Annotated in this window: 16 protein-coding genes; 12 read left to right on the top strand and 4 right to left on the bottom strand. The window is 43.7% G+C overall.

The window, feature by feature from the left end; genetic code table 11:
- Positions 1-18: 18 nt before the first annotated feature.
- The 3 genes from pilB to nadC all read right to left on the bottom strand — a co-directional run bounded on the left by pilB (position 19) and on the right by nadC (position 3,397).
- Positions 19-1,704: a type IV-A pilus assembly ATPase PilB gene (pilB, locus tag BTN98_RS10560; protein ID WP_060998276.1), complete on the bottom strand. Its 1,686-nt coding sequence runs from the start codon at positions 1,702-1,704 to the stop codon at positions 19-21.
- A gap of 6 nt (positions 1,705-1,710) precedes the next feature.
- Positions 1,711-2,145, bottom strand: coding sequence for a pilin (locus BTN98_RS10555; protein ID WP_060998275.1), 435 nt, complete (start codon positions 2,143-2,145; stop codon positions 1,711-1,713).
- A 364-nt stretch (positions 2,146-2,509) separates the two neighbouring features.
- Positions 2,510-3,397 (bottom strand): carboxylating nicotinate-nucleotide diphosphorylase, encoded by an 888-nt coding sequence (gene nadC, locus BTN98_RS10550; protein ID WP_060998364.1) that lies wholly within the window; start codon positions 3,395-3,397, stop codon positions 2,510-2,512.
- Between the two features lie 209 nt (positions 3,398-3,606).
- Between nadC and ampD the strand changes: the two genes are divergently transcribed.
- The 6 genes from ampD (at position 3,607) to acnB (ending at position 14,419) form a co-directional block, all read left to right on the top strand.
- A complete protein-coding gene (gene ampD, locus BTN98_RS10545; protein WP_060998274.1) occupies positions 3,607-4,152 on the top strand; it encodes a 1,6-anhydro-N-acetylmuramyl-L-alanine amidase AmpD in 546 nt (181 codons plus the stop codon).
- Positions 4,153-4,473: 321 nt separating this feature from the next.
- Positions 4,474-5,247 carry a pyruvate dehydrogenase complex transcriptional repressor PdhR gene (gene pdhR / locus BTN98_RS10540; RefSeq protein WP_060998273.1) on the top strand — a complete coding sequence of 258 codons (774 nt, stop codon included), beginning with the start codon at positions 4,474-4,476 and terminating at the stop codon, positions 5,245-5,247.
- A gap of 76 nt (positions 5,248-5,323) precedes the next feature.
- Positions 5,324-7,990: a pyruvate dehydrogenase (acetyl-transferring), homodimeric type gene (gene aceE, locus BTN98_RS10535; protein WP_060998272.1), complete on the top strand. Its 2,667-nt coding sequence runs from the start codon at positions 5,324-5,326 to the stop codon at positions 7,988-7,990.
- A gap of 12 nt (positions 7,991-8,002) precedes the next feature.
- Positions 8,003-9,892 (top strand): pyruvate dehydrogenase complex dihydrolipoyllysine-residue acetyltransferase, encoded by a 1,890-nt coding sequence (aceF, locus tag BTN98_RS10530; RefSeq protein WP_060998271.1) that lies wholly within the window; start codon positions 8,003-8,005, stop codon positions 9,890-9,892.
- A gap of 196 nt (positions 9,893-10,088) precedes the next feature.
- Entirely contained in the window at positions 10,089-11,516 is a 1,428-nt protein-coding gene (lpdA, locus tag BTN98_RS10525; protein ID WP_060998270.1) for a dihydrolipoyl dehydrogenase, read from the top strand.
- A gap of 305 nt (positions 11,517-11,821) precedes the next feature.
- Entirely contained in the window at positions 11,822-14,419 is a 2,598-nt protein-coding gene (acnB, locus tag BTN98_RS10520) for a bifunctional aconitate hydratase 2/2-methylisocitrate dehydratase (RefSeq protein WP_060998269.1), read from the top strand.
- 128 nt (positions 14,420-14,547) lie between these two features.
- Here the strand turns inward: acnB and BTN98_RS10515 are convergent, their stop codons facing one another.
- Entirely contained in the window at positions 14,548-15,681 is a 1,134-nt protein-coding gene (locus BTN98_RS10515) for a glycerate kinase (RefSeq protein ID WP_060998268.1), read from the bottom strand.
- 172 nt (positions 15,682-15,853) lie between these two features.
- Between BTN98_RS10515 and BTN98_RS10510 the strand changes: the two genes are divergently transcribed.
- From BTN98_RS10510 to BTN98_RS10485, 6 genes are all read left to right on the top strand, one after another.
- Positions 15,854-16,222 carry a YacL family protein gene (locus BTN98_RS10510; RefSeq protein WP_060998363.1) on the top strand — a complete coding sequence of 123 codons (369 nt, stop codon included), beginning with the start codon at positions 15,854-15,856 and terminating at the stop codon, positions 16,220-16,222.
- Between the two features lie 192 nt (positions 16,223-16,414).
- The gene (locus tag BTN98_RS10505; RefSeq protein ID WP_036793242.1) at positions 16,415-16,753 is read left to right on the top strand and encodes a P-II family nitrogen regulator; all 339 of its coding nucleotides are present in this window, start codon (positions 16,415-16,417) and stop codon (positions 16,751-16,753) included.
- A gap of 50 nt (positions 16,754-16,803) precedes the next feature.
- The gene (locus BTN98_RS10500) at positions 16,804-18,033 is read left to right on the top strand and encodes an ammonium transporter (protein ID WP_060998267.1); all 1,230 of its coding nucleotides are present in this window, start codon (positions 16,804-16,806) and stop codon (positions 18,031-18,033) included.
- A 174-nt stretch (positions 18,034-18,207) separates the two neighbouring features.
- The gene (locus tag BTN98_RS10495) at positions 18,208-19,221 is read left to right on the top strand and encodes a Fe(3+) ABC transporter substrate-binding protein (RefSeq protein WP_060998266.1); all 1,014 of its coding nucleotides are present in this window, start codon (positions 18,208-18,210) and stop codon (positions 19,219-19,221) included.
- Between the two features lie 171 nt (positions 19,222-19,392).
- A complete protein-coding gene (locus tag BTN98_RS10490) occupies positions 19,393-21,021 on the top strand; it encodes an ABC transporter permease (RefSeq protein ID WP_060998265.1) in 1,629 nt (542 codons plus the stop codon).
- Positions 21,021-22,058 carry an ABC transporter ATP-binding protein gene (locus tag BTN98_RS10485; protein ID WP_060998264.1) on the top strand — a complete coding sequence of 346 codons (1,038 nt, stop codon included), beginning with the start codon at positions 21,021-21,023 and terminating at the stop codon, positions 22,056-22,058. The genes BTN98_RS10490 and BTN98_RS10485 overlap by 1 nt, the downstream gene beginning before the upstream one ends.
- The last annotated feature ends 16 nt before the right edge of the window (positions 22,059-22,074 follow it).

The following is a 22,074-nucleotide window of genomic DNA, read 5'->3' as shown; positions in this document are numbered from 1 at the left end:
TAGCACGATTGATGGCGGCTAAAGTTGTAGCACCCGTTGTAATTCTGTCAGGCTAGTAATGCCAGCAACCAGTTTATCGATGCCAGACTCTCGCAGCCGCTGCATACCTTGGCTGGCAGCAATATCTTCAAGTTGTAAGCTGGTGGCATTTTGCATTAATGCTTCGGCGATCTCACGGCTAAATTGCATCACTTCATAAATACCCACTCGACCAACATAGCCTTTGTTGCACTCATCACAGCCTTCTTTATGGGCCTGATAGACGCTGATATTCAGTGGCAGCTGTAGCCGCTCACAGGTGAGATCATCTAATGGGTGTGGTTGCTTACAGTGGCTACATAACCGCCGCGCTAGCCGTTGAGCAATGATCAAACTTAATGATGAGGCGAGGTTAAAATCTTCGACTCCCATATTGGTTAAACGGGTAATGGTTTCAGCGGCGGAGTTGGTGTGCAGGGTTGATAACACCAAGTGGCCAGTTTGGGCCGCTTTCACTGCAATCTCAGCCGTTTCTAAATCACGAATCTCACCGACCATTACTACATCGGGATCTTGGCGCAAAAATGATCGCAATGCTTCGGCAAATCCAAGTCCAGCTTGATTATTGATTTGAACTTGGTTGATGCCTTGCAAGTTGATCTCAACCGGATCTTCGGCAGTGGAAATATTACGCTCATCGGTATTTAAAATACTGAGCCCGGTATATAGCGATACTGTTTTACCGCTTCCCGTGGGGCCAGTCATTAAAATCATTCCTTGCGGGCGCTGAAGAGCGTTTAAATAAGCCTGCTTTTGCGCATCGCTGTAACCTAAAATATCAATATTTAAGCTGGCACTGGAGCTGTCTAAAATTCGCAGCACCACTTTTTCACCCCACAGGGTCGGTAGGGTTGAAACGCGGAGATCAATTGCCAGAGCGTCAGATAACTTTAGCTTAATTCGTCCATCTTGCGGTTGACGACGCTCGGCAATATTAAGCTTTGACATCACCTTTAAACGGGTTGATAACCGCCGTGAAAGGGTCGCAGGTGGTGTGGCATGCTGATGTAAAATACCGTCACAGCGAAATCGAATCCGATAGCTGGTTTCATAGGGCTCAAAGTGAATATCTGACGCTTTACGGCGCAAAGCATCCATTAACACTTGGTTGATATAGCGAGTAACTGGAGCGCTGTCTTGGCTTAAATCGGTGGCCTCATCAACTTCAAGTTCATTGATATCAATGAGGTTACCAAGATCTTCATCGCTGATTTGACGGCTGCTGCCAACATCACCAATGTCACTGCCATAAACCCGCCGAATCGCGGATTCTAGTTGCTTATTGTCTAATAATAATGGTTCAACATTCTTACCAATGGCGAAGCGAAACTCATCTTGAGCATCGACATTGGTAGGATCGCTAAGACCAACAAAAAGGGTGCTGTTGTCTTGTGCCAGTGGCAGGATACGATGACGTAATACTAGTTCACGTTGGTAGACACTTTGGCAACAACCTTGAAAGTCATAGTGGTGAACATCAACCCGATCAAGATTGAACAGGTGCGACAACGAACGCGCTAGTTCATCATCTTCCATGATCCCCAAACGGGTAATGGCGGTCGGGACATTGATCCCTTCCGCCTGTACCGACTCGACTATTTGTTGTTCCTGTTCGCGGCTGATTAACTCAGCTTGGAACAGGATCGAAGCAAGGTTGGTTTGCATTCGCTTTTATTTACAACTTTTTGGTAATAAATCTGATGGTACTGCAGAAGTAGCTCCTGATGTTGTGCAATCCCATGTTCCAGAAGCTGTACGGGTAAGGAGAAAGTCAGTATTAATTAAAAGGCTGTTAACATTTGTAGAATTGAATGTATATGTCATAGTCCCCTCACTTCCTGACGTTTGGGTTAGACTTATTGCACCTAAATCCATACTAGTAGGAATACCTAGAGCTGAGTCTGCAGCTGATGCTGGAAAAACCCCATACTCTGCAGTGTAAGCTTCAACATTTGTTTTGACACCTGACATTGTAGCAAGAGCAGATGCCACTTCCGCTTTAGCAACATATTTTTGGTATTGTGGAATCGCAATTGCTGATAACACACCGATCACCGCTACTACGATCATCAATTCAATAAGGGTAAAGCCTTGTTGCTTTTTCATATTCCATTCCTTGAAAGTTTAGATTCGCGCGTAGCGAACAAAAAAGAGTAGTGCAATAGCTATAGCATAGGTGGCTTAAGGTATTGATTGAATAATGGCTAGAAAATTGCTCGGCTGAGTTTGAATTATTTATTGAGCTGTTGCATAAGTTGCAAAATAGCGCGGGAGTTAAGGCGCAAAAGAGAGGGAGGGATGAGTAGCGAACGAATCGTGATCTACTCACCGCGTGATTGAGGCTTAAAGAAATTAATAAATCCAATGACGCTACAGTGCGCGGTAAGTAGATTCCCTATCTCGCTCGTAACCTCGCTGTAGGGAATGACGGGGTGTGCTCGGTATTCACTGTCGGCAATGACGGGGTGGGTTATACAAACCTCATCGACAAATCCATTGCTCGCACATGCTTAGTTAGCGCGCCGACGGAAATATAATCGACCCCAGTTAACGCGCATTGGCGAATATTAGCGAGAGTAATATCACCTGAGTTTTCCAGTGCCGCGCGACCTGCGTTAATCTTTACCGCCTCGCGCATCATCTCGAGGCTGAAATTATCCAGCATAATAATATCGGCGCCGGCGTTAATTGCTTGTTCTAACTCGGCGAGCGACTCGGTTTCTATTTCTACTGCTTTACCGGGGTTTAATTGTTTAGCGGCGGCGATTGCTTTTTCAATGCCGCCACAAGCCATAATGTGGTTCTCTTTGATCAAATAGGCATCAAATACGCCAATGCGATGGCTAAAACCACCACCACAACTGACCGCATATTTAAGTGCACTGCGCAGGCCAGGAATGGTTTTTCGAGTGTCTAACAGGCGAGTGTTAGTGCCTTGCAGTTGATTGACATATTCGGCGGTAAGGGTGGCACAACCTGATAAGGTTTGAATAAAATTCATCGCGTTACGCTCACCGGTTAACAAAGCCCGTGATGGGCCACTTAGGGTACATAACACTTGATTGGGTTTAACCACCTCGCCATCGCTAACATGCCACTCAATCACCACTTCAGCGCCCAATTGAGCAAACACTTCATCAGCCCACAGTTGACCACAAAAAACGCCATATTCACGGGTGATAATAGTGGCAGTGTTGTAGCTATCAGCAGCAATTAAATTAGCCGTAATGTCGCGGCTGGCATCAATCTCGCCACCTAAATCTTCACGCAGAGCATCAGCCACAGCGCGAGTGATTTCTAGTGGTAATTGTTGCTTAAGGTAAGCAAGGCGGGCAGTGCTGTCGTGTTTGTGTTCCATAGCTGTCATGTCGTATCCATTGCATGAGTTTGCCGGTAAATGAATTACCGCGAGTGATAATCAAAGCATACAGGGAATAGATTCAGTTTTCGAGGGGTGAGGAAGAGCGGAATACGGTGTGGAATATATTTTTCCGTGACTATTTACAGGGGGATAGTTTTAGTTTTTTCTACGGTACTCGATATTTATTTTTTTACTTTGAGGTTGATATGACTTTAACCATTAATAGCGACCATTGGCTTGATAACGTAAAGCGTGTGCCATCCCCCTTTTGTGATGCGCGCCCTGATGATGAGGTTTCTTTGCTGGTGGTGCACAACATTAGCTTACCACCGGGTGAGTTTGGCGGGCCTTACATTGAGCAGTTATTTACTGGTCAGCTTGATCCTAACGAACATGCTTATTTTGAATTAATTCATCAGTTTCGAGTCTCTGCTCACTGCCTGATCCGTCGTGATGGCAGTATTATTCAGTTCGTCCCCTTTAATGTTCGCGCATGGCATGCAGGTGTTTCTTGCTTTGAAGGACGGGACAAATGTAACGACTATTCAATTGGGATTGAGCTCGAGGGGTGTGACAATTTACCTTTCACTGCTAGCCAGTATGAAATCCTAGCCACCCTTAGCCAAAAAATTATGCAGCACTATCCAGCTATCACTCGTCAGCGCGTAACGGGGCATGAATTTATTGCGCCTGGACGTAAAACAGATCCTGGATTGATGTTTGATTGGTCTGGCTATAAAAAGCAGCTATAAAAGCCAGCGACTAAGCGATTATTTATTAATAACTACTGACTATATTGTTGATAAAAGAAGCAAAAATAGCATTGGTCATAGTGGCGTATTACGTGTTTTTAGTGACCAACTGTAGCTTTATTTGGTGGTGAGTGTTGGTTTTGGTTGGTCTTGATGTGTATTTTTTGTTAAGTAATTCCGATTCTATGATTTCAGTCAAGTTGAATGTGGACTTTTGAGATTATTTCTGTAAACTTTCTACGTCAGCAAATTGGTAATACCAATTACCCGTATTGTTAGTTTTGTTATGAAGCAGATTGATTATAAGAAGCATTCATCATAATGACGTATAAACGCATTCGCCAACCTAAACTTTGTGACGCTATTGAGCAAGAGCTTGAGTGTTTGATTGTTGAGGGAACATTATCTCCAGGGCAACAATTGCCACCAGAGCGTGAATTGGCAAAACAATTTGATGTTTCTCGCCCTTCTGTACGCGAGGCGATTCAACGTTTAGAGGCCAAACGTTTACTGACTCGTCGTCAAGGTGGCGGCACCTTTGTTACTGATAATTTATGGAAAAGTTTTTCTGAGCCACTGCTTGATTTATTAGCGGCTCACCCAGAAACACAATTAGATTTAGTTGAAGCGCGCCATGCGCTAGAGGGATTAGCGGCATATTATGCGGCCCTGCGTGGTAATGATGATGACTTTAATCGAATTAAAGATTGTCATGTGCAGATTCAACAGGCGCAACAGCAAGGTGATTTAGCCGCTGAAGCGACAGCGGTAGTGCAATGTCTTATTGCGGTTACTGAGTCGGCACACAATGTAGTGTTATTACACATTATTCGCAGCTTAGCGCCATTGCTTGAACAAAATGTATTACAGAATTTTAAGCATCTTAATCGTCACCAAGCGGTGGTAGATAAGGTGAGTAAACACCGAGCCAATATTGTGCAGGCGATTGTTTCTAAACAGCCTAAAAAGGCACGTGAAGCATCTCATGCACATTTGGCTTACATTGAGGAGACTTTGTTGGATTTATCGCGAGAAGATAGCAGACGGCAACGCTCTCTCCGTCGAATTCAACAACGCAAGGACGGGCTTGACTAGGGTTCTTTATCAGCCAAAGGCCTTTGCAAGTCGCGACATTGTTAGTTTAGTAGATTATAACGAAAGGATAGATCGCATGTCTGAAGTCATGAAAAGTGACGTGGATGCACTGGAAACTCAAGATTGGTTAGAAGCTCTTGAATCAGTAGTCCGTGAAGAAGGTGTTGAACGCGCCCAGTACTTACTAGAGCAAGTATTGGATAAAGCACGTTTAGATGGTGTTGATATGGCTACAGGTATCAACACTAATTACGTTAATACGATCCCTGCAGAGCAGCAACCTGCTTACCCAGGTGATATTACGCTAGAGCGTCGTATCCGTTCTATTATCCGTTGGAACGCGATCATGATCGTATTGCGTGCATCGAAGAAAGATTTAGACCTAGGCGGCCACATGGCGTCTTACCAGTCTGCTTCTGCTTTCTACGAAGTATGTTTTAACCACTTCTTCCGCGCACCTAATGACGTTGATGGCGGCGATTTGGTTTATTACCAAGGTCACATCTCTCCAGGCATTTACTCGCGTGCATTCGTTGAAGGTCGTTTAACGGCTGAGCAACTTGATAACTTCCGTCAAGAAGTTGATGGTAAAGGTATCCCTTCATACCCACACCCTAAGTTAATGCCTGAATTCTGGCAGTTCCCGACGGTATCTATGGGTCTAGGTCCTATCTCTGCGATCTACCAAGCGCGTTTCCTTAAATATTTAGAAGGCCGTGGTCTTAAAGACACTTCAGCGCAACGTGTTTACGCGTTCCTAGGTGACGGCGAGATGGATGAGCCAGAATCACGTGGTGCGATTTCTTTCGCTGCGCGTGAGAAGCTAGATAACCTATGTTTCCTTATCAACTGTAACCTGCAGCGTCTAGATGGCCCGGTTATGGGTAACGGTAAAATCATTCAAGAGCTAGAAGGCCTATTTAAAGGTGCTGGCTGGAATGTGGTTAAAGTGATCTGGGGTAACAACTGGGATTCACTACTAGCAAAAGACACCACAGGTAAGTTACTTCAGTTAATGAACGAAACTATCGATGGTGACTACCAGACATTTAAATCTAAAGATGGTGCTTACGTACGTGAACACTTCTTTGGTAAGTACCCTGAGACTGCAGCACTGGTTGCTGACATGACTGATGAGCAAATCTTTGAACTGAAACGTGGTGGTCACGATTCATCAAAACTATTTGCTGCATTTACTAATGCAAAAGAGACTCAAGGTAAACCAACTGTGATCCTTGCTAAAACTGTTAAAGGTTACGGCATGGGTGAAGCAGCTGAAGGTAAGAACATTGCTCACGGTGTGAAGAAAATGGACATGACTCATGTTCAATATCTACGTGATCGTTTAGGTCTACAAGATCTTATCTCTGATGAAGCAATTAAATCATTGCCTTACCTAGAACTTGAACAAGGTTCTGCAGAGTACAACTACCTGCACGCTCGTCGTGAAGCACTACTAGGTTACACACCTAAGCGTAACCCTAACTTCACTCAAGAATTTAAAGTACCTGAGTTAGAAGAGTTTGCACCATTGCTGGTTGAGCAAAAGCGTGAAATCTCTACCACTATGGCTTACGTTCGTACCCTAAATATTCTATTGAAAGATAAGAATATCGGTAAGAACATCGTGCCTATCATCTGTGATGAAGCACGTACATTTGGTATGGAAGGTCTGTTCCGTCAAGTGGGGATCTACAACCCAGCGGGTCAAACTTACACTCCAGAAGACCGTGGCGTTGTTTCTTACTACAAAGAAGCAAACTCAGGTCAGGTACTGCAAGAAGGTATCAACGAATTAGGTTCAATGGCATCTTGGGTTGCTGCTGCAACATCATACAGCACTAACAACCTACCAATGATTCCATTCTACATCTACTACTCAATGTTCGGCTTCCAACGTGTTGGCGACATGGCGTGGATGGCTGGTGACCAACAAGCACGTGGCTTCTTATTAGGTGCTACTGCAGGTCGTACTACCCTGAACGGTGAAGGTCTACAGCACGAAGATGGCCACTCACACATCATGGCTAACACTGTACCTAACTGTATCTCTTACGATCCAACGTTTGCTTACGAGCTAGCGGTTATCATGCAAGACGGTATTCGTCGCATGTACGGTGAAAATCAAGAGAACATTTATTACTACCTAACAGTAATGAATGAAAACTACGCTATGCCTGCTATGCCAGAAGGCGCAGAAGAAGGTATTCGTAAGGGTATCTACAAGCTTGAGTCTTACGCTGGTGATAAGTCTAAGGTTCAGTTAATGAGCTCAGGTACTATCATGAACGAAGTACGTGCTGCTGCTCAAATTCTAAGTGATGACTACGGCGTAGCGTCTGATGTTTACTCAGTAACATCATTCAACGAATTGACTCGTGACGGTCAAGATGCTGAGCGTTACAACATGCTGCACCCACAAGCTGAGCAGAAAGTACCTTACATCACGACGGTTATGGGTTCAGAGCCTGCAATCGCAGCGACTGACTACATGAAGAACTACGCAGAACAAGTTCGCGCGTTCATGCCTTCTGAGTCATTTAAAGTACTGGGTACTGATGGCTTTGGTCGTTCAGACAGCCGTGCAAACCTACGTCGTCACTTTGAAGTTAATGCTGGCTACGTTGTTGTTGCTGCACTTTCTGAATTGGCAAAACGTGGTGACATCGAGAATTCTGTAGTTGTAGATGCAATTGCTAAATTCAACATTGACGCAGACAAGATCAACCCGCTATACGCGTAAGAGGCAAATATCATGGCAATCGAAATTAATGTACCTGACATCGGTGCGGATGAGGTTGAAGTAACTGAGATTCTTGTTAGCGTTGGCGACAAGGTTGAAGAAGAGCAATCACTGATCACTGTTGAAGGCGATAAAGCATCAATGGAAGTGCCTGCTTCACAAGCGGGTATCGTTAAAGAAATTAAAATCGCGGTTGGTGACACAGTATCTACTGGTTCATTGATCATGATCTTTGAAGCTGAAGGCGCAGCGGTTGCAGCACCTGTAGCAGAAGCAGCACCTATTGCCGCGCCTGTGGCAGCAGCTGCTGAGCTTAAAGAAGTACACGTGCCTGACATCGGCGGTGATGAAGTTGAAGTAACTGAAATCATGGTTGCTATCGGCGACAGCATCGAAGAAGAGCAGTCACTACTTACTGTTGAAGGCGATAAAGCGTCAATGGAAGTACCAGCACCGTTTGCTGGCGTACTAAAAGAAATCAAAATTGCAGCTGGCGATAAAGTATCAACTGGCTCATTAGTAATGATTTTTGAAGTTGCTGGCTCTGCGCCAGTAGCGGCTCCTGCTCAAGCAGCAGCTCCTGTTGCAGCGGCACCTGCTGTTGCTGCAGCAAAAGATGTTCACGTGCCTGATATCGGCGGTGATGAAGTTGAAGTGACTGAAATCATGGTCGCTGTTGGTGATACAGTAGAAGAAGAGCAATCTTTAATTACTGTTGAAGGCGACAAAGCATCAATGGAAGTACCTGCACCTTTCGCTGGTACTATCAAAGAAATCAAAATCGCTGCTGGCGACAAGGTTTCTACTGGTTCTTTAATCATGATTTTCTCTACAACGGAAGGTGAAGTGGCTGGCGCAGCACCAGCAGCGGCTCCTGTAGCACCAGCAGCGGCTCCTGTAGCTCAAGCGGCGGCTCCTGCTCAAGCAGCACCTGCGGCGACAACGGGCGACTTTGAAGAAAACAACGATTATGCACACGCATCACCTGTTGTTCGTCGTCTAGCACGTGAGTTTGGCGTTAACCTTGCGAAAGTTAAAGGTACTGGCCGTAAGAACCGCGTTCTTAAAGAAGACGTACAAAGCTTCGTTAAAGATGCACTTAAGCGTCTTGAGTCTGGTGCTGCAGCATCAGCTTCTGGTAAAGGCGATGGCGCAGCTCTAGGTCTACTTCCTTGGCCGAAGATTGACTTCAGCAAGTTTGGTGACACAGAAGTTAAGCCTCTATCTCGCATTAAGAAGATCTCTGGCGCTAACCTGCACCGTAACTGGGTAATGATCCCGCACGTTACACAGTGGGATAATGCAGATATCACTGAGCTTGAAGCATTCCGTAAAGAACAAAACGCTATCGAAGCGAAGAAAGACTCTGGCATGAAGATCACGCCACTTGTGTTCATTCTTAAAGCTGCTGCGAAAGCACTTGAAGCGTTCCCTTCATTCAACTCATCACTATCTGATGATGGCGAGAGCTTGATTTTGAAGAAATACATCAACATCGGCATCGCGGTAGATACGCCGAATGGCTTGGTTGTTCCTGTATTTAAAGACGTTAACAAGAAAGGTATTTACGAGCTATCTGAAGAGCTAATGACTATCTCTAAGAAAGCACGTGCTGGTAAGCTAACGGCATCTGATATGCAAGGTGGCTGTTTCACTATCTCAAGCCTAGGTGGCTTAGGTGGTACTGCATTCACACCAATCGTGAATGCACCAGAAGTAGGTATCCTTGGTGTATCTAAGTCTGAAATGAAGCCAGTATGGAACGGTAAAGAGTTTGAACCGCGTCTACAACTGCCATTATCACTATCATACGATCACCGTGTGATTGATGGTGCAGAAGGTGCACGTTTCATTACTTACTTAAATGGTTGTCTATCAGACATCCGCCGTTTGGTACTATAAGGTTTCACATCCACAACACCATGCCTACTCTGCGTAGGCATGGAATTGTTGTTTAGCTCACAGGCTACAGTAATTTATTTTTCATTCCATTAACAACTTGATAAAGTTGTTAATCAGTTTGACGGTAAATTTAGCATTAAAAAGAACAGCATTGCTGATAGCCTGTTAGGGATAAAAGACTTACAACGAGGTCATGATGAGCAAAGAAATTAAAGCCCAAGTAGTGGTGTTGGGTTCAGGCCCTGCAGGTTATTCTGCGGCATTCCGTTGTGCAGACTTAGGTCTAGATACGGTTCTAATCGAAAAATACAATACTCTAGGCGGCGTATGTCTTAACGTCGGCTGTATTCCATCAAAAGCTCTACTTCACGTAGCGAAAGTTATTGAAGAAGCAAAAGCGATGGCTGAACATGGCGTGATTTTCGGTGAGCCACAAACCGATATCAATAAAATCCGTCTATGGAAAGATAAAGTAATTACCCAACTTACTGGCGGTCTTGGCGGTATGGCTAAGATGCGTAAAGTAAACGTTGTTAACGGTTACGGTAAATTTACTGGTCCTAATTCAATCGTTGTTGAAGGTGCTGATGGTCAAACTACAGTCACTTTTGACAATGCAATTATCGCTGCGGGTTCACGCCCAATCGAACTACCATTCATTCCGCATGAAGACCCACGTATTTGGGATTCAACAGATGCGCTAGAGCTTAAAGAAGTACCTGAGAAGTTACTTGTTATGGGCGGCGGTATCATCGGTCTTGAAATGGGTACGGTTTACCACGCGCTAGGTTCTGATATCGACGTTGTTGAGATGTTCGATCAAGTCATTCCAGCTGCTGATAAAGATATCGTTAAAGTCTTCACTAAGCGTATTGCGAAGAAATTCAACCTAATGCTAGAAACGAAAGTGACAGCAGTTGAAGCTAAAGAAGACGGCATCTACGTATCAATGGAAGGTAAAAAAGCCCCTGCTGAGCCTGTTCGTTACGATGCAGTGCTAGTGGCTATCGGTCGTGTACCAAACGGTAAACTGATCGACGCTGAAAAAGCCGGTATCAATGTTGATGAGCGTGGCTTTATTAACGTTGATAAACAACTACGTACTAACGTTGCTCACATTCATGCGATTGGTGACGTTGTTGGTCAACCAATGCTGGCGCACAAAGGTGTGCATGAAGGCCACGTAGCGGCTGAAGTTATTTCTGGTAAGAAGCATTACTTCGACCCTAAAGTTATTCCTTCAATTGCCTACACTGAGCCAGAAGTTGCGTGGGTAGGTAAGACTGAGAAAGAAGCAAAAGCTGAAGGTCTAAACTATGAAGTTGCTACTTTCCCATGGGCTGCATCTGGCCGTGCTATCGCATCTGATTGTTCAGATGGTATGACTAAGATGATCTTCGATAAAGACACTCACCGTGTTATCGGTGGTGCTATCGTCGGTACTAACGGTGGTGAATTGTTAGGTGAAATCGGTCTAGCGATCGAGATGGGTTGTGATGCAGAAGATATCGCATTAACTATCCATGCTCACCCAACACTGCACGAGTCGATTGGTCTTGCAGCAGAAGTATTTGAAGGTTCAATTACTGACCTTCCTAATGCAAAAGCAGTAAAGCGTAAGTAAATCTCGCTTAACTTGCTCTGTTAACTAAAAAGCGCCTGATTGGCGCTTTTTTTGTGGCTGAAATTTGATAATGATTGAAAATTAATCCCAATAAGTGCGACAAACTTACAATTTTGTGAATGTTGTAAAACATCGATTTATTTTAAATTTAAGTTAAAAGTGATATGGTATTTAACAGTTTATCTCTCTGATTTACAGCTAAGGCGTCGAATTTATAATAAACGTCAATGATTGATCAGCGAGAGATCATTCAACTTCCAAGGATGTTCGACGTCATCGTCGAGCCAATATATGAGGAATATGTCGTGCTAGAAGCCTACCGTAAACACGTCGAAGAACGTGCAGCTGAAGGGGTTGTTGCCCAGCCGCTAAATGCAGAACAAGTTGCAGCTCTGATTGAGCTATTAAAAACCCCACCGCAAGGTGAGGAAGCTGCATTACTGGATTTATTAGAAAATCGAATTCCACCGGGTGTAGATGAAGCCGCTTATGTTAAGGCAGGTTTTCTAGCTGCGATCACGACTGGCGAGACCCAATCGCCATTGGTTAGCAAAGCAAAAGCAGCGCAATTATTAGGCACTATGCAAGGTGGTTATAATATTGAGCCGCTGATTGCATTACTTGATGATGCTGAACTGGCGCCAATTGCAGTGACGGCGTTATCACATACATTACTGATGTTTGATTCATTTTATGATGTTGAGCAAAAAGCCAAATCAGGTAATGCTTTTGCCGAGCAAGTGCTGCAGTCTTGGGCTGATGCCGAGTGGTTCTTATCTAAACCGGCGCTTGCTGAAAAAATTACTCTAACTGTTTTTAAGGTCAGTGGTGAAACGAATACCGATGACTTATCGCCAGCCCCTGATGCATGGTCGCGACCTGATATCCCACTGCACGCATTAGCAATGTTGAAAATTGAGCGTGAAGGGATCACCCCAGATCAAGCCGGTACTATTGGCCCAATTACTCAAATTGAAGCGCTAAAACAGCTCGGTCATCAATTAGTTTATGTTGGTGATGTGGTAGGTACTGGCTCTTCGCGTAAGTCGGCAACCAACTCAGTATTATGGTTTATGGGCGATGATATTCCTTATGTACCGAATAAGCGCGCGGGCGGTTATGTACTCGGTGGTAAGATCGCACCGATCTTCTTTAATACCATGGAAGATGCAGGCGCATTGCCGATTGAGGTTGATGTTAGCAAGCTAGCCATGGGGGATGTGATTGATGTCTATCCGTTTAAAGGTGAAGTGCGTCGCCATGATAGCGATGAATTAGTATCAACCTTTAAACTTAAAACCGATGTTCTGATTGATGAAGTCCGTGCTGGTGGTCGAATTCCATTGATCATTGGTCGTGGTTTAACTGATCGTGCTCGTCAAGCATTGAACTTACCTGCCTCTGATGTTTTCCGTCGTCCGGTGGCAGTTGAAGATAGCGGTAAAGGTTATACCCTAGCGCAGAAGATGGTCGGTAAAGCATGTGGTGTTGAAGGCGTTCGCCCTGGCACTTACTGTGAGCCTAAAATGACCACTGTTGGCTCGCAAGATACTACCGGTCCGATGACCCGTGATGAGCTCAAAGACTTAGCTTGTTTAGGCTTCTCAGCCGATCTAACCATGCAGTCATTCTGTCATACTTCAGCTTATCCAAAGCCGATCGATGTTAATACTCATCATACATTGCCTGATTTTATTATGAATCGTGGTGGTGTCGCTTTACGTCCTAAAGATGGTGTTATTCACTCATGGCTTAACCGGATGTTATTGCCAGATACGGTCGGTACCGGCGGTGATTCACATACCCGTTTCCCATTAGGTATTTCATTCCCAGCCGGTTCTGGTTTAGTGGCGTTTGCTGCTGCAACAGGCGTGATGCCGTTGGACATGCCGGAATCAGTGCTAGTACGCTTTAAAGGTGAGATGCAACCGGGGATCACCCTGCGTGATTTAGTCCATGCCATTCCTTATTTTGCGATTCAGCAAGGGCTACTAACGGTTGAAAAATCAGGTAAGATCAATGAATTCTCAGGACGTGTACTTGAGATTGAAGGGGTTGAGCATTTATCAGTAGAGCAAGCATTTGAGCTTTCAGATGCATCGGCAGAGCGAAGTGCTGCGGGTTGTACCGTTAAGCTGTCGCCAGAGTCAATCACTGAATATTTAAATTCTAACATCGTGATGCTGAAGTGGATGATCGCTGAAGGTTATGGTGATCGTCGTACCATTGAACGTCGAATTACCGCGATGGAAGCATGGTTAGCCAATCCTGAGCTGATGACGGCAGATAAAGACGCTGAATATGCGCATGTGATCGAGATTGATCTAGCGGATATTAACCAGCCGATTTTATGTGCGCCTAATGATCCTGATGACGCGCGTTTGTTGTCAGAAGTACAAGGCACTCAAATTGATGAAGTATTTATTGGTTCATGTATGACTAACATTGGTCATTTCCGTGCCGCAGGTAAATTACTAGAGAAATTTGGTGGTCAATTAGATACTCGTTTATGGGTTGCACCGCCAACAAAAATGGATAAAGACCAGCTAACTGAAGAAGGCTATTACGGTATCTTTGGTCGTGCTGGCGTGCGTATTGAAACACCTGGATGTTCATTGTGTATGGGTAACCAAGCTCGAGTGAAAGACAAAGCAACGGTAATGTCGACCTCGACCCGTAACTTCCCTAACCGTTTAGGCAATGGCGCTAACGTGTACTTATCTTCTGCAGAATTAGCAGCTGTCGGCGCAATTTTAGGACGGATTCCAACTATGGATGAATACCTAACCTACGCCCAGCAAATTGATGCGACAGCGGCAGATACTTATCGTTACCTCAATTTTGATCGTATGGCTGAATACACCAATAAAGCCGATGAAGTGATCATTCAGCAACCGGCTTAATTTAGGTTGTTGATGATATAACGCTTAGCAAATAAAACCCTAGATAAACCAACGCTGCGAATAATCGCGGCGTTGTTATTAGAGCAATATGAATCTTGGGGCAATGTTCATATCAGTGAAGATGTTGCTTAACGACCTAAACAATACATTGCCGCGACATTACGTGCAGTTAATTCAACGTTGATTGCCGCATCCTTAAAGGCTTGCTCAAGATTCATTGCCGCAGGCACAATACTAAATACCGCATCAATACCGTGTTGATGGACAACCCCACAATCTTGGCTTAAACAACCAGCAATACCAATTACTGGCTTGTTAAATTTCTTGGCTGCGCGAGCAACACCAATGGGCGTTTTACCATGAATCGTTTGGCTATCAATACGACCTTCGCCAGTGATCACCAGATCAGCATCTTTTACTATTGCCTCTAAGTTAACCGCATCAATCACGATCTCGATCCCCGAGCGTAATTGGGCGTTAAATAAACCTAATAATGCTGCTCCCATACCGCCAGCAGCACCGGCACCTGCCATATGCTTAACATCAATGGTTAAGTCACGTTTCATGATAGCGGCATAGTGAGCAAGGTTTTGATCAAGCTCTGCCACCATTGCTGGTGTCGCACCTTTTTGAGGACCAAATACCTGTGATGCACCTTTTTGACCACACAGTGGATTATCAACATCACACGCAACTTCTAGTTTGATGGTAGCGAGACGTGGATCGATATGGCTAGTATCTATTGTCGCCAGTTGTGCCAGCGCTTGGCCACCAAATCCTAAAGGCTGACCATTACTGTCTAGCAGTTGCACGCCAAGTGCTTGCGCCATACCTATACCACCATCGTTGGTCGCACTGCCACCGATACCGACAATAATATGCTCAACGCTATGATCGAGTGCAGCTAAAATTAACTCACCAGTACCATAGCTGGTTGTTAATAGTGGATTGCGTAACTGTGGGCTAACAAGGTGTAATCCTGATGCGGCCGCCATTTCAATAACAGCGGTTTTTCCGTCACCCATGATGCCGAAAAAACCGTGTACTTGTTTACCTAATGGACCTGTAACGGAATGCTGAATAATAGTGCCGTTAGTAGCGTCAATCAGTGATTGTACTGTGCCTTCACCACCATCAGCCATCGGCAATTTAATGTATTCGGCAGTTGGTATCAGTTGACGAAATCCCGTTTCAATCGCAGTCGCCACTTCCATTGCGGTTAGGCTTTCTTTGTATGAGTCAGGAGCAATAATAATTTTCATAATCAATCAGCCTTGTTAAATGTGAGAGTCTGTTAAAGAAAGGCGTATAACGATTTAGTTACTAGAGATAAGTTGCATTTTAGTGACAGATCCTGACAATGGGCGCCAAGCGCATTCTGCTGGCAGTTTAGCAGTTAACAGCAAAAATGATCATAGATGGGGTACTAAAGGTATGGATTACGAGTTTAAAAAAAATACCTTGGATGGTAGTTATCATGCCATTTTTTCAATGGGCCATGAAGTATTAGGCCGTTGGATCATTGATGAGTTAGGCAAGGATGTCGATAAAATAGATATGATAATGGATCAACTTAGCGCATTGAAAAATAGCACTAAAGAATGGCGTTTATCGGGTGAAGAGCTGACATTATGTTTACAAGATAATGAAGCCTTAGTTCAAGCTAACTGTTTGTTTTCAGAAGAAGATGAAGATTTTGAAGAAGATCTGCATTTTTATGATGAAGAAAGCATGTCGGTATGTGGTTTTGAAGATTTAGCTCAAGCATTAGTCGCGTGGCGAGCATTTGTGATCCGTTTCTAATCGGGCTCTTTATCAGTAGCAATTAAATGCCACATTACAGTGAAAAGGCTGCACCTATATGGTGCAGCCTTTTTTTATTGGAGCGAGTAATTTAATAAATACACATATTAAACAACACCTTAAATAAGTGGCATGATGATTGTTTGTTGTTTAACCATAACGATGAAGAATACGAGAGTTAAGGAGCAAACCATGAAAATAATTAATGCGATCATTAAGCCATTTAAATTAGACGACGTCCGCGAAGCGTTAGCCGATGTTGGTGTTGAAGGGATGACAGTATCGGAAGTTAAAGGTTTTGGGCGCCAAAAAGGCCACACTGAACTTTATCGTGGTGCTGAATATCAAGTCGATTTTCTACCAAAAGTAAAATTAGAAATTGCCACCCAAGCAGAAAACTTAGATGACATTGTCGATGCAATTAGTAAGGCTGCGCAAACTGGCAAAATCGGTGACGGTAAAATTTTTGTTTATGATCTTGAACATGCTGTGCGTATTCGTACCGGAGAGGTCGATAGGGAAGCGCTTTAATCACAGTTAGTAGCAAGATAATTAAGACAAGTTATTAGGGGAAGGTAACCATGGAATTATCAGCGACAGTAATTGAACTACGTTATGCACTCGATACATTTTTCTTTTTGATTTCAGGTGCATTAGTAATGTGGATGGCAGCTGGTTTTGCAATGTTAGAAGCAGGGCTAGTACGTTCAAAGAACACCACTGAAATATTAACTAAGAATTTTTGTTTATACGCCATTGCGTGTACCACGTTTTTATTGGTTGGCTACAACATTATGTATGTCGACAACAGTGCGGGTGGTTGGCTACCATCGTTTGGGGCACTAATAGGTACGCAAGCTGAAGGCGCCGACCACTCTTTAGAATCCGATTTCTTTTTTCAGGTTGTCTTCGTCGCTACAGCAATGTCTGTTGTCTCTGGTGCGGTTGCTGAGCGCATGAAACTATGGTCATTTTTACTCTTTTCAGTGGTGCTTACTGGATTAATTTATCCGATTGAAGGTTATTGGACATGGGGTGGTGGCTTCCTTGCTGAAGCTGGTTTTAGTGACTTTGCCGGTTCTGGTATTGTGCATATGGCCGGTGCTGCCGCAGCATTAGCTGGTGTTTTACTGCTGGGCGCTCGAAAAGGTAAATATGGTAAGAACGGTGAGATCAATCCGATTCCTGGTTCAAATATGCCATTAGCCACTCTAGGTACCTTTATTTTGTGGTTCGGTTGGTTTGGCTTTAATGGTGGTTCACAGTTAATGTTATCTGACTTTGAAAATGCGTCTGCGGTTGGACAAATATTCTTAAATACCAATGCTGCAGCAGCTGCAGGTGCGATTATTGCACTGGCTGTATGTAAAACCATGTGGGGTAAGGCTGATTTAACCATGATTCTTAATGGTGCATTGGCGGGCTTGGTTGCAATAACTGCTGATCCATTGTCACCGTCACCATTGGCTGCGGTTGCTATTGGTAGTATTGCAGGTGCATTAGTGGTGTTTAGTATTATTGGTTTCGATAAGATCAAAATTGATGATCCTGTCGGTGCGATTTCAGTCCACGGTGTGTGTGGTTTATTTGGCTTAATGGTGGTGCCATTAAGTAATCCGGATGCTGCATTTATGACGCAGTTATTTGGTGCCGCAGTTATTTTTGGATGGGTATTTGGTGCTAGTCTAGCCGTTTGGGGAATTTTAAAACTCACCATTGGTATTCGTGTTAGTGAGGATGAAGAGCTTGAAGGTATGGATCTACATGACTGTGGTGTAGATGCTTATCCTGAATTTGTCAGCTTAAAATAACAATAATAGCGCTATTTAGCGGTTATTAAAGTTAAAAAAGCGTCACCGTTAGCGGTGACGCTTTTTTGTAATGAAGTGTTACAGGTTGATTGTGTTCACAGCCGAAAACCGTATAATCTGCATTAATCTAATTGAGAAACATTATCATTACATTTTGCATTAAGGGATTTAGCAATGAAGAAACTTTTAGCTACAGCAGTTCTATTTGGCTTAGCTGCACCTCAAGTCGCTACTGCTGCTGAAGAAGTTAACGTTTACTCGTACCGTCAGCCTTTCCTTGTTGAACCAATGTTTAATGAGTTCACTAAAGAAACAGGTATTAAAGTTAACGTTAAGTTTGCTAAAGCGGGTATTGCTGAAAAATTACAGCAAGAAGGTGAATACAGCCCTGCAGACGTAGTATTAACGACCGATATTAGTCGTTTGGTTGAGTTGTCTGACAAGAAGCTGGTTCAGCCAGTAGATAGTAAAATTATTGATGCTAATATTCCTGCACAATTTCGTGATAATGAAGACGAGTGGTTTGCACTAACACTGCGTTCTCGTAATGTCTATTCATCAAAAGATCGTGTTGGTAAATTACCAGCTTCTTTTGATTACAGCGATTTAGCAAAACCTGAGTGGAAAGGTAAACTTTGTACTCGCTCAGGTAAGCACCCATACAACGTATCACTGGTATCAGCAATGATTGCCCATAACGGCGAAGCTGAAACTAAAACATGGCTAGAAGGTGTAAAAGCCAACTTAGCGCGTAAGCCTCAAGGTAACGATCGCGGTCAAGTACAAGCGGTTAAAGAAGGTTTATGTGATATAGCAATTGGTAATAGCTACTACCTTGGCAAAATGGTTAACGATCCAAACCAAAAAGCATGGGCTGAAGCGGTTGAGATTAACTTCCCAGGTCAACAAGGTAACGGTACACACGTTAACGTCAGCGGTATGGCAATGGCGAAGTACGCACCTAATAAAGATAATGCATTGAAATTAATGGAATTCTTGACTGCAACTGCCGCACAGCAAATGTATGCTGAAGTGAACTATGAATACCCAGTTAAAGCGGGTGTTAAGCGCTCTGAATTAGTTGCATCATGGGGTGAGTTTAAAGCCGATGATGTCTCACTTGATGAGGTTGCTCAATATCATCAAGCTGCAATCAAACTACTAGATGAAGTGAAGTTTGATCTGTAATTAGTTACAAAATAAATGGGGCGTTAAGCCCCATTTTTCAGTTTAACTTAGTCTATTTTGCAATAAGTTGTGGTAGCTTCTCATGCCTTGCTGACAGTGAATATATTTACTGACAAAGTGGCCTGATAATGCAGGCTTGAATATATTGAAAAACGTACTAAGTAGTAGTAAATGAAAGAAAAGTTTTTATTTTGGCGAATTAGCAGCTGGTTATTAGGTTCGCTATTAGTATTGCCGATTATCGCTATATTCATTACCGCCATGGGTAACTCTGATCAAGTGTTCTCGCACTTGATGAATACAGTGATGTCTACCTACGCATTAAATACTCTTGGGCTGGTGGTTGGTACGGTATTACTGACGTTAGTGTTTGGGCTTCCTTGTGCGTGGTTAATGGCAATGTGCCGTTTACCTGGTGAAAGAATACTTCAATGGGCACTTATTCTACCCCTTGCAATGCCCGGTTATATTGTTGGCTACCTTTATACCCATTGGTTTGATTACGCTGGCCCAATTCAAATTTGGCTGCGTGAACTCTTTGGTTGGCAACATGTTAGCGATTATTGGTTTCCTGATTTACGCTCGCTATGGGGCGCATGTTTTGTTCTTGCTTTAGTGCTTTATCCTTATGTGTATTTGTTAGTTCGCGCCACGTTCATGGAGCAAAGTAATAACCTGCTTCAATCTGCACGTTTGTTAGGTTGTTCGCCGTGGCAAAGTTTTCGCCGAATTTCATTACCTTTAGCTCGCCCTGCGATTGCGGTTGGGGTGTCATTAGTGGCGATGGAAGCGTTAGGTGACTTTGGTACTGTGAGCTACTTTGCCTTAAATACGCTGACGACTGCGGTTTATGACACTTGGCTTGGCTATTCTAATCTTAATGCGGCCGCTAAAATTTCCGCGATTATGTTACTGGTGATTTTATTACTAATCAGTAGTGAACGTTTTAGTCGTCGTAAACAAAAAATGTTTCAACAGCAATGCGGTAATGATAGCCACACTAAATATCAACTTACAGGTTGGAAGAAATGGTTAGCTGTTGGTTGGTGTTGGGGATTAGTCGGTTGTGCATTTTTGTTACCGATGCTGCAATTGGTTGTTTACGCGATCGATTACTTTGCTCAAAGCTGGACCGAGCAATTTAAGAATTATAGTTTAAACAGCTTAATGGTGTCGTTGGCAGCGGCGATATTTGCGGTGTTATTAGCCTTGATAGTTAATTTTTATCAGCGCTTAGACAGCAGCAGTATTAGCACTGTACCGATGCGATTAGCATCATTAGGTTATGCTGTACCGGGTACAGTATTGGCGATTGGAGTGATGATCCCGCTCACCAGTGCTGATCACTTGGTTAATGATGTTGCACGAAGTTTAGATCTGGACCGCCCAGGACTGATTTTTTCTGGCACTATGTTTGCGATTATTTTTGCTTTTGTGGTGCGATTTGCTGCGGTTGCTATCGGTAGTATTGAAAGTAGTTTAGTTAAAATTCCACCATCATTAGACATGGCAGCTAAAACCATGGGCTATGCATCGACAGCGATGTTACGCAAAGTGCATTTACCATTGATTCGTCGCGGTTGCTTAATTGCAGGCTTGCTGGTGTTTATTGAATCAATGAAAGAGCTTAATGCTGCAATATTATTACGCCCGTTTAATTTTGAAACTTTAGCCACTTATGTATTTAACTTCGCCTCTGATGAGCAATTAGAAGTTGCCGCTTTTCCAGCGATTTTATTGGTCATCGTCGGCTTGATTCCGTTGGTGATGGTTAACCGTTCTTTGGAGCAAAAACATTGATGAAACATGCATTGTCTGTCACCGAACTTAGTTGTAGCTACCATGGGCAGCCGATATTACAAGACTTATCGTTAGCGGTTGAGCGTGGTGAAATCGTGTGTTTGCTTGGCGCCAGTGGTTGTGGCAAAACCACATTATTGAAAGCGATTGCAGGGTTATTACCGCTGACTCAGGGTAGCATCGCGATCAATGATCGTAGCATTGTTGATCAGTCGCTGTGCTTGCCACCCGAGCAACGAAATATCGGAATGATATTTCAAGATTACGCGTTATTTCCGCATTTAACAGTGGCTGAAAATATTGCTTTTGGTTTGCGTCATTGGGATAAAGCCCGTGTAACAGCCAAAATTCAGCAAATGTTAGCACTGGTGCATTTAACTGAACTTGATGATCGTTATCCACATCAACTCTCTGGCGGTCAACAGCAGCGAGTGGCAATTGCACGCGCGTTAGCCAACGAGCCGGATTTGATATTATTAGATGAGCCGTTTTCTAATATTGATACTCAAGTTCGTCACAGTTTGATTCGAGATATTAGACAGATATTTAAAGACCAAGGTGTGACCGCTATCTTTGTTACTCATAGTCGTGAAGAGGCTTTTGCCTTTGCAGATAAAATGGCGGTAATGAATCATGGTGTGATTGAACAATTTGGTACGGCAACTGAGCTTTATTACCAGCCAAGTAGTCGCTTTGTGGCGGAGTTTTTAGGTGTCGGCTCTTATTTACCTGCCACTGTTACGGCTAATCAGCAGTTAAATACACCATTTGGTGAGTTAGCATTAGCGGCGCAGCAAAAATTGGCGCTGGCTACAGATGTGGATTGGTTACTACGGCCACAGCATTTAACGGTGATGCCTGAGAATAATGGTTTAGCGGTAATTATTGAGCAGCAGTTTATGGGTGATAGCTGCCGTTATATTGTTGAGTTTGAAGGACATAAATTAGTTATTAATTCTAATTTACTATTGAATGTCGGTCAGCGAGTAACGGTCAGTGTTACGCCGCATCAGCCGGTTATTTTCGCAACTGCTTAACGACCCAAAAGGCTTA

The sequence above is a fragment of the Photobacterium aquimaris genome (assembly GCF_002954455.1).
Taxonomy (GTDB): Bacteria; Pseudomonadota; Gammaproteobacteria; order Enterobacterales; family Vibrionaceae; genus Photobacterium; species Photobacterium aquimaris.
Note: the sequence above shows the minus strand (reverse complement) of the source record. Positions and strands in the feature narration are given on the sequence as shown.

Coding starts and splice junctions, on each gene's coding strand:
- BTN98_RS10495 (WP_060998266.1), top strand. CDS start 18,208: ATGAAGAAACTTTTAGCTACAGCAGTTCTATTTGGCTTAGCTGCACCT.
- pilB (WP_060998276.1), bottom strand. CDS start 1,704: ATGCAAACCAACCTTGCTTCGATCCTGTTCCAAGCTGAGTTAATCAGC.
- pdhR (WP_060998273.1), top strand. CDS start 4,474: ATGACGTATAAACGCATTCGCCAACCTAAACTTTGTGACGCTATTGAG.
- aceF (WP_060998271.1), top strand. CDS start 8,003: ATGGCAATCGAAATTAATGTACCTGACATCGGTGCGGATGAGGTTGAA.
- BTN98_RS10505 (WP_036793242.1), top strand. CDS start 16,415: ATGAAAATAATTAATGCGATCATTAAGCCATTTAAATTAGACGACGTC.
- BTN98_RS10515 (WP_060998268.1), bottom strand. CDS start 15,681: ATGAAAATTATTATTGCTCCTGACTCATACAAAGAAAGCCTAACCGCA.
- nadC (WP_060998364.1), bottom strand. CDS start 3,397: ATGGAACACAAACACGACAGCACTGCCCGCCTTGCTTACCTTAAGCAA.
- BTN98_RS10485 (WP_060998264.1), top strand. CDS start 21,021: ATGAAACATGCATTGTCTGTCACCGAACTTAGTTGTAGCTACCATGGG.
- aceE (WP_060998272.1), top strand. CDS start 5,324: ATGTCTGAAGTCATGAAAAGTGACGTGGATGCACTGGAAACTCAAGAT.
- lpdA (WP_060998270.1), top strand. CDS start 10,089: ATGAGCAAAGAAATTAAAGCCCAAGTAGTGGTGTTGGGTTCAGGCCCT.
- BTN98_RS10490 (WP_060998265.1), top strand. CDS start 19,393: ATGAAAGAAAAGTTTTTATTTTGGCGAATTAGCAGCTGGTTATTAGGT.
- BTN98_RS10500 (WP_060998267.1), top strand. CDS start 16,804: ATGGAATTATCAGCGACAGTAATTGAACTACGTTATGCACTCGATACA.
- ampD (WP_060998274.1), top strand. CDS start 3,607: ATGACTTTAACCATTAATAGCGACCATTGGCTTGATAACGTAAAGCGT.
- BTN98_RS10510 (WP_060998363.1), top strand. CDS start 15,854: ATGGATTACGAGTTTAAAAAAAATACCTTGGATGGTAGTTATCATGCC.
- BTN98_RS10555 (WP_060998275.1), bottom strand. CDS start 2,145: ATGAAAAAGCAACAAGGCTTTACCCTTATTGAATTGATGATCGTAGTA.